Below are 13,422 nucleotides of genomic sequence, written 5' to 3'. Positions count from 1 at the left end.
ACGCAACCGTTTCTCAACAGGATATGAGACACCTGACCAAGGACCCCGATTGGTGGCGTGGCGCGGTGATCTATCAGGTCTATCCGCGCAGCTATCAAGACGACAATGGCGACGGGATCGGCGATCTGGTGGGGATCACCCGCCGCCTGCCGCATATCGCGTCACTGGGCGTGGATGCGGTCTGGATCTCGCCCTTCTTCAAATCGCCGATGAAGGATTTCGGCTATGATGTGTCCGATTACTGTGACGTGGACCCCATGTTCGGATCGCTGTCTGATTTCGACCAGCTGATCAGCGCCGCGCATGGGCTGGGGCTGAAGGTGATGATCGATCTGGTGCTCAGCCATACCTCGGACCAGCATGCATGGTTTCAGGAAAGCCGTCAGGATCGCGAGAATGACAGGGCCAACTGGTATGTTTGGGCCGAGCCGAAGCCCGATGGGACTGCGCCGACAAACTGGCTGTCGATCTTCGGCGGCTCGGCGTGGCAATGGAACGGGAAACGGCAGCAGTATTATATGCACAATTTCCTGACCTCGCAGCCCGATCTGAATTTCCACGAACCCGAGGTGCAAGAGGCGCTTTTGGACGTGGCCCGGTTCTGGCTGGAGCGTGGAGTAGATGGGTTCCGTCTGGATACGATCAACTTCTACACCCACGACGCCCAACTGCGCGACAACCCTCCGTTGGCGCCCGAGGATCGCAACAGCACCATTGCGCCTGCGGTGAACCCCTATAACCATCAGGAGCATCTCTACGACAAAAACCGGCCCGAGACGCTGGAGTTCCTACGCAAACTGCGTGCGGTGATGGAACCCTATGGTGCTGCGGCCGTGGGCGAAGTGGGCGACGCCCAACGCGGGCTGGAGATCATGGGCGAGTACACGCGTGGCGATGACCTGGTGCAGATGTGCTATGCGTTCGAGTTGCTGTCGGGGGACCAACCTGACGCGGCCCGCGTCGCGGAAGTGATGCACAAAGTGGCCGAGGTCGCACCGGATGGATGGGCCTGTTGGGCCTATTCGAACCATGACGTCGCCCGCCACGCCACCCGCTGGGACTTGTCCGATCAAGCACAACGTCTGTTCGTGACCCTTCTGATGTCCCTGCGTGGATCGGCTTGCATCTATCAGGGCGAAGAGCTTGGTCTGGCCGAGGCCGATGTCGCCTTCGAAGACCTGCAAGACCCCTATGGCATTGAATTCTGGCCAGAATTCAAGGGTCGCGACGGTTGCCGCACGCCAATGGTGTGGTCGGCAAATGCGCCACAAGGTGGGTTCTCGTCCAGTGCCAACACATGGCTGCCGGTCGCTGCGGACCATCTGCCCTTGGCGGTCGATCAGGCTGAAACGCGTAATGACGCGCTGATCCACCACTATCGCGATGTCATCGCTCTCCGTCGTGCCCATCCCGCCCTCGCCAAAGGCGAGATGCTGAACCTTGTCGCAGACGGACCGCTGTTGCAGTTCGAACGCCAGCACGGGGATGACCGGATCCTGTGTCAGTTCAATCTTGGTACTGCGCTGATCACGACTGACCGGCCCAGTGGGGATTGGCAGGTGCTAATCGGGGACAGCGACAGCGACATCCCGGCGTGGGGCGCGCGGATCATGAAAAAGAAAGAGGTGTAGCCATGGCCGATTTGAAACTGACAGACGTTGTCAAAAGCTATGGCGACGTGAACGTCCTGAACGACATTAATCTGGACATTCAAACCGGCGAGTTGATCGTCTTCGTTGGTCCCTCTGGCTGCGGAAAGTCGACGCTTCTACGCATGATCGCAGGGCTGGAAAAGATCACCGATGGCATGTTGGAAATCGACGGGCAGGTGGTGAACGATGTGCCCCCCAGCCAACGCGGCATTGCGATGGTGTTCCAGTCCTATGCGCTCTATCCGCATATGACGGTGCGCGACAACATGGCCTTTGCGCTGAACATCGCGAAGAAGCCGAGGGCAGAAATTGACGCCGCCGTAGACCATGCCGCCAAGGCGTTGCAACTGGAACCTTATCTGGACCGCCTGCCGAAAGCGCTGTCCGGTGGGCAGCGCCAGCGGGTGGCGATTGGCCGCGCGATTGTGCGCGACCCCAAGGTCTACCTGTTTGATGAACCGCTCTCGAACTTGGATGCCGCCCTTCGGGTCGCCACACGGATTGAAATCTCGCAGCTGAAAGAGGCTATGCCTGAGAGTACCATGATCTATGTGACCCACGATCAGGTCGAGGCGATGACGCTGGCTGATCGCATCGTGGTTCTGGCCAACAAGGGGATCGCGCAGGTGGGTAGTCCGCTTGAGCTGTATGAACGCCCCCGGACCGAGTTCGTGGCGCAGTTCATCGGATCACCTGCCATGAATCTTCTTCCGGGCAAGATCACGGCCACTGGCGATAAAACGCAGGTGACGCTGGATGCTGGTGGCGTCGCGGTGACCGAGATCACCACGACCGAGGCCGACATGGGGCGCGTGGTCAATCTGGGTATCCGGCCTGAGGATTTCGTGCTGGCCGAGGGCGATGCGATCTTTGAAGGCGCGGTCGAAATCGTCGAGGCCTTGGGTGAGGTGTCGCTACTGTACATCCCTGCCAAATTGTCGGTGGGCGAGGGCGCGGACAGCGCCAACCAGACGCATCTGATCGCCAAGCTTCCCGGCATTCATGGCGAGCTGAAAGGCCAATCTGTGCGCCTGACGGCAGACCCGTCGAAGCTTCAGATATTTGCCGACGGCGTAACAATGCGGACCTGAGGATCAACCGCTCTCTTTCAATCCACTCACACAGCAAAGGGGCTGCAGGGGTTCGAACTCTGCAGCCCTTTCTATTGGGGCAGGTATCCCATCCGCGCTTGCTCATCCGCGCCCCTGTTGATATTGCGAGGGACGAGATTTCGGACAGGGAACACACCCATGCGGGCAGAGGCTCAGAACAACGTTGATGCAATCGAAAAATCCCTGGCACTTTTGCGGCAGCGGATCGGTTGGGAAACGGCTGAACATCGTCTTGAGGAATTCAACGCGATGACTGAGGACCCGGACCTGTGGAATGACCCCGACCGGGCGCAAAAGCTGATGCGCGAACGTCAGTCGCTTTTGGACAGCGTGAACAGCTATAAATCCATGGCGCAGGACATGCAGGACAATATTGACCTGATCGAACTGGGCGAGATGGAAGAAGATGAAGAGGTCGTCGAGGACGCCGAAGCATCGCTGAAGGCACTGGTCGAAAAGGCCGCCGCCGCCGAGCTAGAAGCGCTGCTGGACGGCGAGGCCGACAGCAACGACACCTTCCTCGAAATCAACTCAGGCGCCGGCGGTACAGAGAGCTGCGACTGGGCATCCATGCTGGCGCGGATGTATGTCCGCTGGGCGGAAAAGCACGGCTATAAGGTCGAGCTTCAATCTGAAAGCGCAGGCGAAGAGGCGGGCATCAAATCTGCCGCCTATAAGATTTCTGGGCACAACGCCTATGGCTGGCTGAAATCGGAAAGCGGCGTGCACCGTTTGGTGCGGATTTCGCCTTATGACTCGGCCGCTAAACGTCACACTTCGTTCAGCTCGGTCTGGGTCTATCCCGTGGTCGACGACAATATCGAGATCGAGGTAAACCCGTCCGACATTCGTATCGACACCTACCGCTCGTCCGGTGCTGGTGGTCAGCACGTGAACACGACGGACTCGGCGGTACGGATCACCCACCTTCCGACCGGCGTTGTCACCACCAGCTCGGAAAAATCGCAGCACCAGAACCGCGACATCGCCATGAAAGCGCTGAAATCGCGCCTGTATCAGATGGAGCTGGACCGTCGGAACGCCGCGATCAACGAAGCGCATGAAAATAAGGGCGATGCGGGCTGGGGCAACCAGATCCGTTCGTACGTACTGCAGCCCTACCAGATGGTGAAAGACCTGCGTACGGGTCACGAGACCTCGGATACCAAAGGTGTTCTGGACGGCGATCTGGACGCATTCATGGCATCGGTTCTGGCGCAAGACGTGGCCGGCAAATCGCGGTCCGAGGCCAACGCGGAGGACTAAGCCCGCGCTGAGAGATTCAGCAAAGCCCGGGTCAGACCCTCTGGCCGGGGCTTTGTTGTAGCAGGGGGTTATCTGTCGATATTCGCCGCCATGATCGCGATGGCCTGCTGATAGACCGTCGCCGCATTCCATTCCTTGATCACGCGGAAATTCGGTTGGCCCTCTTGATAGCCTTTGCCCCGCTTCCAGCCTTTCTTGCGTAGGAAGTTTGCGGTGGTGGCCATCGCATCTGCCAGATTGTACAGATCCACGCGCCCATCGCCCGAGGCATCGACCCCGTATTTATCGGCGTTGCCCGGCAGGAATTGGGTGTGACCAAGCTCGCCATGTTTGGCGCCAAGCGTCGCGCTGGTGATCGTGCCCTGATCCACTAGTTTCAACGCGCCAATCGCGTGGGGTTTGAAGAAATCAGAACGGCGGCAGTCGTAGGCCAATGTGGTGATCGCGGACACAACCGGCGTGTCGCCCATAAAACCACCAAACCCGGTTTCCATCCCGTGGATTGCCAACAGGACACCTGCCGGAACACCATAGCGTTTTTCGAGCGATTGATAGAATTGCGGGTTCTTCGCTAAGCGCTTGCGCCCCTGCGCCTCGATCGTGGCAGAGCCTCGGATCTGCATGAACTTGGACAGAGTGTACCGGAATGATTTCTGATTGCGGTCGGCACTGATGGTGGTGGATGAGTATTGGGTCGCGGCGAGGGCCTGAAGGCCACGTTTGCCAACACCCGCCCTTTGCGCCTGTTTGGCGAAGCCGGCCTTCCAAGCCTCGAACCCTGCTGATGTATTACCGCATTTGGCGGCCATGGCTGCGCCCGAGGTCAGGCAGAGGATGCCCCCAACAGCGATGAGCTTTTTCAGAAATGGCATGTCAAAATCCCCGTCACACAAGATGCTGCGCTTTGCCGCGAGCAAGCGGCTGCGCCAGTCAAACCTATCGCACGAAAGCCCGTTCGCCCTATCCGGGTCAACCCTTTGTTCTTTCGCTTCGCCGATCCCGGGCCATTTTATCGCTGTCCTCAGCGCGTTGAGACGCAAGATTAACGCGTTCATAAACTTGACGGATGCAAATTCACCCGCAACACTCGATCTGCGCGCGAGAACAAAAATAAGATACGTGCAGGGAGGAAAAATGTCTGACGCAACCACTTTGGAGGCCTCGTCGCCGCCAAGTATCCAATCCATTTCCATTTCGGATGTGCTGTCAGCCTTAAAAGCAGGAATTCAGGATTTCAAAACCGCGCCAGCCTTCGGGTTGTTTTTCGCGTTGTTTTTCGTGCTGGGCGGCATTGTTCTGTTTCTTGAGTTCAAGGTGATGGATCAAAGTTATTGGATCATTCCCGTCGCCTTTGGCTTCCCGTTTCTGGCCCCATTTCTGGCCGTCGGCCTGTACGAGGTTAGCCGCCGTTTGCAAAAAGGCGCGCCGCTCGATTGGGCGCAAATCCTCGGCGTGGTGTTTAACCAAAAAGACCGACAGTTCCCGTCGATCGCGATGGTTCTGATCATGGGCTTTCTGTTCTGGATCTTCGTGGCACATATCGTGTTCATGCTGTTCATGGGGCTGCAGCCCATGACCAATATCACGTCGAACTGGCAGGATGCCCTGTTGAACAGCAACGGGATCACGATGTTGACCGTGGGCACCATCGTTGGTGGTATTATGGCGTTTGTGGCCTTTGCCCTGACCGTAAGTAGCCTGCCGATGCTGCTGGATCGCGAGATGGATTTCATCTCGGCCATGATCTATTCATTCCAGTCCGTGGTGCAGAACCTTGTTCCGATGGTTTTCTGGGGCGCTTTGGTCACGGTGTTGATGATTTTGGCGATGCTGCCACTGTTTCTCGGCCTGTTCATTGTGTTGCCTATCCTGGGGCATGCGACATGGCACCTATACCAGAAGGTCATGTCGTTCGAGGACTGACACAACGCACCTCTAGAAATAGCAAAGGCCGCCCATCAGACGGCCTTTGTTTTGGAATGGTCCCGGATTTTCGGAACTTAGGCTTTTTCAGCAGCGGGGGCTGCAGCGGGGGCAGAAGCCGCCGGAGGCTGAACTTTTTTCGCGCCACCCGACAGCGGGTCGTCTTGACGCTGAACCGAGCCTTCGAAATGCGCACCGCTTTCGATGGCGATGGTCTTGTGAATGATGTCACCTTCCACACGTGCGGTGGCGGTCAGGCGCACCTTCAGGCCGCGCAGGCGGCCGATGATGCGACCGTTGATCACAACGTCGTCGCCAACCACTTCGCCGCGTACGGTGGCGCCTTCGCCAATGGTCAGCTGGTGGGCGCGGATGTCACCTTCCACGGTGCCCTCAACGATGATGTCGCCGGTCGACTTGATGTCGCCCTTGATGACGATGTCAGACGACAATGTCGATGCAGGCGGTTTGGCTTTCGGGGTCGAAGACGGCACGGGCGGTGTGGACGCCTTGGGGGGGATGGCCGGTTTCTCAGCGGCGGGTGCCGCAGCGGGTTTGGTATCCTTGTCGCCAGCCTTGGGGCCGGGCTCGTTGATCTTGCTTTTAGAAAACATCGCGTGCTGCCTTGATATAGATCATGGGGTTGATCGGACGTCCGCCCACGCGCACTTCATAGTGAAGATGCGGCCCGGTCGAGCGTCCGCTGTTTCCAATATCACCAATTCGATCCCCGCGCGAGACCCTTTGTCCTTTCTGCACATTCATGCGCGACAAATGGGCGTAACGTGTTTCGACGCCGAATTCGTGTTGGATCTTGATAAGCCGGCCATAGCCCGAAGACCAGCCAGCGTGAATGACGACCCCATCTGCCGGTGCATAGACCGGGGTGCCGATGGGGGCGGCAAAATCTGTGCCATTATGCATCCGGCCCCAGCGGGCGCCAAAGCCCGACGTGAAGCGGAAACCTGACTTTACAGGCATGCCGAAGGGCATCTTCTGGGCTGCGATGCGATACAAGTTCATGCGATCCAGCTCGCCCAGAATGCGGTTGGCGCGTTCAGTGTCCGGATCCGGAGCCTCGCCTCTGGTGGACAGGATCAGCGGGGTCAGGGGGCCGCCTTGACCAGAATAGCTCCGGCGGATCTGGCCCAGAATGTCGTCGACAGGCATGCCGGACTTGGCGAGCATCTTGTCCAGTGGTTCCATCGAGATCGACACGGCATCTTCCAGCTGGCGGAAGATCTGGTCGTTGCGCTCTTGCTTCAGACGCGCCTCGTACATCATATCCTGGGCGAATTTCTCGGCCTCGGCGGCGCTGGCGGCGACCTTGTCGCGCTCGGCTGCGGTGCGGGCCAGTTCTTCGGTCATGAAGGTCAGCGTTGCGTTGCTGGCGACGGCGGTCGTGCCCGGGGCTGCGTTGTCCGCGTTTTCGCGGGCTTCCGCAAGAACCTGCTCCAAGCTGCCCTTCGCCACGTCGCGTTCGCCAATGGTGCGGCGCAGTGTCGACTGAATGACCCCGATCCCGGTTTCCAACTCGCGGCGGCGTTCTTCGGACGCCAGAAGCTCGCTTTGCATTTCCGAGATCTGCGACAGAGCCAGGTTAAAGCGTTCTTGTGCGGCGATCGCTTCAGAGGTGCGAGTGTCACGTTCTTCGGACAAGGTTTGCACGCGCTGTTCGTAAAGCTGTTTGTCGCGCTGTGCCTGATCGCGCAGGTTGCCCGAACCGATCGAGTCCATCAGCAAAACGGCAGTGGCGATAATCGACCAGGCGAAGAACGCGGCCGATCCGGTCCAGCCCAAGGCTTGCGTCAATGGAGACAGTCGAATGAATCGCGTGCCTTCCTCTGATCTCAGGAACAGGCGCTGCTCGGGAAAAACCCGCTCGAGCAGATGATTGGTCTTGGCGATCAAATGGTTATGCAATGCGCAAACCCCAGTGTCTTCCCTACGTCCCTTGTCTGCGGCGAATGAGTGCTCTTACCGGCGCACCGTCAGACCCGAGGTGCTTAGCGTGGAGCTTTCGTTCACGCAAGAAAATTTGGGAAATTCATCAGCTTGCCGTGTCGAAACGGGCAATTTTCTGCCGATTTGATGCAAACTGGGCAGGCTTTGCGTGGTCAGGAAATCCTGCCCAGATCAAATTGGCACCAAGAAACGGGTGAATGCTCCACCATCGCGGGAATTTAAGGAGCTTAACGCGGTGTTCCACGCTGGCGGTCTGGCGTTTCCTCGGCCAGTGGCCAATAGAAGTCGGGCGGCAGGCCAGCTTCGGCCCGTTTTTCTTCATTGAAAGGCGGTTTGAGTGCTCCGTGGAAATAGGTGCGCACAAGCTCGTGAAACGTTTCTTTCGGGTCCAGCTCGTGGCGTCCGCACAGGAAATGGAACCACTTTGACCCATAGGCGACATGCCCGACCTCTTCGGCATAGATCACTTCCAGTGCGGCGACCGTGTCGTCCAGTCCCGCCTTCTTGAAGATGTCGATCATGCCGGGCGTCACGTCCAACCCGCGTGCCTCTAGCACCATCGGGACCACGGCCAAGCGGCCCAGTATGTCCGTCGCCGTATCCTCGGCCGCGCGCCACATGCCAGCATGGGCCGCCAAGGCTCCATACTGGCTGCCAAGCGTCTCAAGGCAGTCACTTACAAGGTTGAAATGTTTTGCTTCTTCGTCAGCAGCTTTCACCCAGTCGTCGTAAAACCCTAAGGGCATTGGCGTGTCGGTAAACCGCGCGATGATGTCCCAATGCAGATCGACGGCATTCAATTCGATATGAGCCACAGCATGCAAAAGTGCGATCTGCCCTGCGGGCGAACCGGGGCGACGACGTGGGACGTCTCGAGGATTTTTCAGTTCGGGTTTCTCAGGACGCGCCGGAAAATTCGGCGGCGTCGCCTGTCCGATGACCGCATCGCGATCCTGAAGGGGCGAGGTGATCTGCCCGGCATCCCGCGCGGCAAACCATTCCGCCGCATATCGACGCGCCAAAGCGGTCTTTTCACGGCCATCGGCCGTCCGCAGCACCTCGTCCGCCATTTGCGCCAAGGGTTTGGACAGGCCGATCATGCGTCGCCCGCCAGATCACGCGCGGCGTCCAGCACGGCTTGGGCGTGGTCTTTCACTTTCACCTTCTCCCACACCTGTGCGATGCGACCGTCGGCGCCGATCAGGAATGTGGTGCGCGTGATGCCCATATAGGTGCGGCCATAGTTCTTCTTCTCGCCCCACGTGCCATAGCGTTCGCAGACGTCGCCCTCGGCATCGGACAGAAGTGGAATGCCAAGCGCGTGTTTGGCGCGGAAGTTCTCGTGCTTTTTCAGGCTGTCTTTCGACACACCCAAGACATGCACGCCAAGTGCCTGAAATTCATCAAGCAAGGCCGTGAAATCCAGCGCTTCGGTGGTGCATCCGGGGGTGTTGTCTTTGGGATAGAAGAACAGAACAACGGGCGCACCCGCGAGATCCGACAGGGTAATCGGGGCGCCTTGGTCTTGCGGAAGTGTGAAATCCGGCGCGATGTCGCCAATTGCGGGCATGTTCTGGGTCATGTTTCTGGAGTTCCTTCCGTAGAGCCGTTAGAGCCTTAACTGGATCTGAACCAGCACGAGGTGTTTTGCGGTTTTATACCGGTCGAAGCGAGAGAAACCGGGCACTTACCCATATTCAGGCCTTTCGCCGCCACGATGTTTTGGGCAGAATGATGGAAAATACAGGGGGCTGCAAGAGCCGGTCCAACAGGCAAAAATGACCAGTGACAACACGCCAGAAGATGACCTGACTGGCGCGCCCCCGAAAGGGGGTGCGCAGAAGGCGGCGTCACAGGGTCATGATGCGCCTGACGATGTGTCGATTGAACGCGCCGAGGCCGCCGTGCTGGCCGCCAGTGCGCGCCGCATGCCGTTGCGTGGGTTGTTGGAGCAAGCTCTGCTGCGTTTCAGAAAGCTGCGCCGGTCTGAAAATCTTGCTAAGCCCAAGGCCAACGAGCTGACGGTGGCAAAGTCGAAAGCCCCAAGTCTACACAATCCTCATATCGCCGATCCCAAATCCGCGCGCCTTAATGTTGCCCCGTCTCGTGAGACGCCGAAGGCAAGCGCCGACGCCGCAGTTCCCCCCATTACCGCACCAAAAGGAAAAACGCCCCGCAAACTGAAACGCCGTACGGGCGTGTGGTCGGTTTTGATGTTCGGGGCTTTGGCTCTGTTCTTGGTGCTGGTGTCCATGTCGGTGACGGGTCGGGTTGTCGCGATGCCCGATTGGGTGGCGCGCAGTGTTGAAGAGCGACTGAACGCCCAATCCGATGCGGTTGGCTTGTCTCTGTCGCGGATCGAACTTGGGGTTGCTGGAAACGGTCGGCCCCGGCTGCGTCTGGTCGATCTGGGCGTGCGCGATGAGACCGGGCTGGAAATCGGGCGCTTGAATGCGGTCGAGGGCTCGGTGTTTGTTTTGCCCGTTCTGTCAGGCCGGTTCGAGCCCGCTACGCTTGAGTTGTCTGGCGCGCAGATCACCGTGCGCCGACAAGCGAACGGTGCTTTCGCACTGAGTTTCGGGCAAGGCGTCGGAACAAGCGGCGATTTCGCAAGTGTCCTTGATGGCATTGATCAGGTTTTCGCGGACGGTGCTTTATCTCATACAGACATCATCCGCGCAGATGCCCTGACCATCACGCTTGAGGATGCACGCACCGGTCGGATTTGGCAGGTGACGGACGGGGCGCTGGTTATCACGCAGGATGCCCAACATGTCAGCATGTCTGTGTCCTTTGACGTCTTCAATCAAACCGAGACGCTGGCCGAGACGGTGCTGGAATTTCGAAGCGCCAAAAGCTCGTCCGCGGCCGAGTTCACGGCGCGGTTCAAGAACGCTCTTTCCGCCGACATCGCCGCGCAGACGCCGCTTTTGACCTTCCTTGGGATTGTGGACGCGCCGATCTCGGGCGAGTTGTTGACGGTTGTGGATGATGACGGTGCGATCTCCGATCTGGCGGGGTTTCTGGAATTTGGCGCGGGGGCGATTTCGCCCGCTGGCGGTGCCAAACCAGCGCGCTTCAACGGCGGTCGGGTCGATATCGACTATGACCCCGAACGGGAACGTATGGATTTCTCGGAAATGTCGCTGTCGTCCGACTGGGTTCAGGCCAATGCCGAGGGACACGCCTATCTTCGCGGCTGGACAGGCGGCTGGCCGACCGAGTTGATTGGTCAGGTGCAATTGTCTGAGGCCGAGGTCAATCCATCCGAACTGTTCGAAGACACGGTTCTACTGGGACAAGGTGGGGCTGACTTCCGTTTGCGTCTTGATCCTTTTGAAGTGGATATCGGGCAGGCCTATGTCACCCATGAAGATCGCCATATTGCGGGATCGGGGCGAATCTCGGCGGATCGTGATGGCTGGTCCTTGGGCTTTGACAGCCGGGCCGAGAAAGTCACCCCCGAACAGGTTGTTGCGCTGTGGCCCGAGGCACGAAGTGCGCGTGTCAGAAAATGGATCCGCGAGAATGTGTCGGAGGGGCACTTCACGGATGTCGCAATTGCCTGGCGTAAACAAGGGGGTGCACCGGCGCATTTGAACGTGTCGGCCTCGTATCAGGATATGACGATCCGCGCGGTGAAGGATATGCAGCCCATCGAGCGCGCAGATGGGAGGCTTGTAATTGAAGGTCGCCGGCTGTCTGTTGTGGCAGATCAAGGCATCGTGCGCCCGCGCGATATCGACGGGCAGATTGCGGGCACGCTGGATATCAGTGGGACAAGATTTGTCATTCCGAAGATGGGCAAACCGCGCCCGGCAGATGCTGATCCCAGCCTGCCAATTCGACCCGTTCCGGCCGAGGTCGACCTGTCCGTCTCGGGCCCGGTGACGACCGCACTTCAATTGCTGGACGCGAAGCCGTTCCAAGTGTTTCGCAAGAGCGACGGCAAGATGGGTCCGGATATGGCCACGGGACGCGCAACGGTGCGTGGACGCGTCGATGTTCAGATGCAACCCAAGCCGCCACGTGGTTCCATGCAGTATGATCTGATCGCAGATTTGCGGAATGTTGCAAGCGACAAGATCGTACCAGGTCACCAGTTGAAATTGCCCGAAGCGACGATGCACTTTGATGGTGCTAAGTTGAGCCTTGAGGGCAGGGGAAGCTTGTCTGGTCTTCCGGTCTCAGGGCGTTGGGAGCTGCCGTTCGAGGATGGTAAAGCGGTCGAGATATCAACTGTGTCGGGACGCTTCCCGTTGAACCTCAAGGCGCTGGAGGTCTTCAAGGTTGGTCTTCCGAAAGGGACGGTTCAAGGCGAAGGGCGAGGTGACTTTAAAATTGTGCTGGTCAAGGACGCGCCGCCACGGCTGACGCTCGAAGGGGATCTGAAGGGCGTTGGTCTGTCCATCGCCGCCTTGGGCTGGTCCAAGCGCAAAAATGCTGAAGGGCAGATCACGCTGACGGCGGACCTTGGGCAGGTGCCAAAAATCGATCAGCTTGCCGTGACAGCGCCCGGACTTTCCGCAGCAGGGCGGGTCAATCTGCACCCTGAAGGCGGATTTGACACGGCCGTGTTTGATCGCGTCAAGTTGGGGGGGTGGTTAGATGCTCAGGTGACGCTGACAGGTCGTGGCGTGGGCGTGCCCGTGGCTGTAAGCGTCAACGGGGGCACGATTGACCTGCGTGGCGCAACGGTTGGGGTGAACCGAGGTCAAAGCGCAGCGCAGGGTCAAACTCCGATTGATCTCAGGCTGGACCGGCTGATCATTTCCGAAGGCATTGTGCTGACGCCGTTCGAGGCTGCGCTGACCAGCGGCCCCACCGGCTTGTCGGGGCAGTTCGAAGGGCGGGTCTCGGGCAAGCCGGTCATTCAGGGTGTTGCGGCCCCTCAGCCGAATGGCACCGCGTTCCGGATCAACGCGCGCGACGCGGGTGCGGTCATGCGTGAAGCGGGTCTGTTCAAATCCGCAAGGGGCGGCACGATGGAGCTAATCCTGACGCCAGCAGGTGGGAAAGGTGTTTACGAAGGCAACCTCTCCATTGCCGACAATATCAGTGTTCACGACGCACCGGCCATGGCCGAGCTTCTGTCCGCGATTTCGGTGATCGGACTTTTACAGCAATTGGGCGGGCAGGGTATTCCGTTTGGTGATGTGAACGCGCGGTTCCGACTGGATCCCGAGAAGGTCACAATATATGAAAGCTCGGCCTCAGGGCATTCGATGGGCATTTCAATGGATGGTTACTACTATCTTGGGACCGAGCAATTGCGGATGCAGGGGGTGATCTCGCCCTTTTATGTCGTGAATTCTGCTGGCCGCATCTTTGCACGTAAGGGCGAAGGGCTTGTCGGGTTCAATTACCGGCTGGGTGGAACGGCGACATCTCCTGAGGTTTCAGTTAATCCGCTATCAATTCTGACACCGGGGTTCTTCCGCGACATTTTCCGGCGTGACCCACCCCCACGACCAGAATGATTGACCTTTTCCCAGATCGGACCT

Annotated in this window: 10 protein-coding genes; 5 read left to right on the top strand and 5 right to left on the bottom strand. The window is 58.8% G+C overall.

Annotation, left to right across the window (positions count from 1 at the left end; all coding sequences use genetic code 11):
* The first annotated feature begins 23 nt into the window (after positions 1-23).
* The 3 genes from G0Q00_RS03115 (at position 24) to prfB (ending at position 4,030) form a co-directional block, all read left to right on the top strand.
* Positions 24-1,631, top strand: coding sequence for an alpha-amylase family glycosyl hydrolase (locus G0Q00_RS03115; protein ID WP_163036305.1), 1,608 nt, complete (start codon positions 24-26; stop codon positions 1,629-1,631).
* A gap of 2 nt (positions 1,632-1,633) precedes the next feature.
* Complete coding sequence (locus G0Q00_RS03110) at positions 1,634-2,743, top strand: ABC transporter ATP-binding protein (protein ID WP_163036303.1); 1,110 nt, start codon at positions 1,634-1,636, stop codon at positions 2,741-2,743.
* A gap of 159 nt (positions 2,744-2,902) precedes the next feature.
* A complete protein-coding gene (prfB, locus tag G0Q00_RS03105; RefSeq protein WP_163036301.1) occupies positions 2,903-4,030 on the top strand; it encodes a peptide chain release factor 2 in 1,128 nt (375 codons plus the stop codon).
* A gap of 68 nt (positions 4,031-4,098) precedes the next feature.
* Here prfB and G0Q00_RS03100 read toward each other — a convergent pair whose 3' ends face one another.
* The gene (locus G0Q00_RS03100; RefSeq protein ID WP_163036299.1) at positions 4,099-4,902 is read right to left on the bottom strand and encodes a lytic transglycosylase domain-containing protein; all 804 of its coding nucleotides are present in this window, start codon (positions 4,900-4,902) and stop codon (positions 4,099-4,101) included.
* 262 nt (positions 4,903-5,164) lie between these two features.
* Between G0Q00_RS03100 and G0Q00_RS03095 the strand changes: the two genes are divergently transcribed.
* A complete protein-coding gene (locus tag G0Q00_RS03095; RefSeq protein WP_163036297.1) occupies positions 5,165-5,953 on the top strand; it encodes a DUF2189 domain-containing protein in 789 nt (262 codons plus the stop codon).
* A gap of 77 nt (positions 5,954-6,030) precedes the next feature.
* Here G0Q00_RS03095 and G0Q00_RS03090 read toward each other — a convergent pair whose 3' ends face one another.
* The 4 genes from G0Q00_RS03090 to bcp form a co-directional block, all read right to left on the bottom strand.
* Positions 6,031-6,567, bottom strand: coding sequence for a polymer-forming cytoskeletal protein (locus tag G0Q00_RS03090; RefSeq protein WP_163036295.1), 537 nt, complete (start codon positions 6,565-6,567; stop codon positions 6,031-6,033).
* Entirely contained in the window at positions 6,557-7,876 is a 1,320-nt protein-coding gene (locus G0Q00_RS03085; protein WP_163036293.1) for a M23 family metallopeptidase, read from the bottom strand. Before G0Q00_RS03085 ends, G0Q00_RS03090 begins: the two co-directional genes overlap by 11 nt.
* Positions 7,877-8,145: 269 nt before the next feature.
* Positions 8,146-9,018: a ferritin-like domain-containing protein gene (locus G0Q00_RS03080; protein WP_163036291.1), complete on the bottom strand. Its 873-nt coding sequence runs from the start codon at positions 9,016-9,018 to the stop codon at positions 8,146-8,148.
* Positions 9,015-9,500, bottom strand: coding sequence for a thioredoxin-dependent thiol peroxidase (bcp, locus tag G0Q00_RS03075; RefSeq protein ID WP_239058309.1), 486 nt, complete (start codon positions 9,498-9,500; stop codon positions 9,015-9,017). Before bcp ends, G0Q00_RS03080 begins: the two co-directional genes overlap by 4 nt.
* Positions 9,501-9,696: 196 nt before the next feature.
* Here bcp and G0Q00_RS03070 point away from each other — a divergent pair, with 196 nt between their 5' ends.
* On the top strand, positions 9,697-13,398 hold the full coding sequence (locus G0Q00_RS03070) for an AsmA-like C-terminal region-containing protein (protein ID WP_163036289.1): 3,702 nt from the start codon (positions 9,697-9,699) through the stop codon (positions 13,396-13,398).
* The last annotated feature ends 24 nt before the right edge of the window (positions 13,399-13,422 follow it).

This window comes from Aliiroseovarius sp. PrR006, from assembly GCF_010500215.1.
GTDB lineage: Bacteria > Pseudomonadota > Alphaproteobacteria > Rhodobacterales > Rhodobacteraceae > Aliiroseovarius.
The sequence above is the reverse complement of the archived record's forward strand: the minus strand, read 5'-3'. Positions and strand labels throughout refer to the sequence as shown.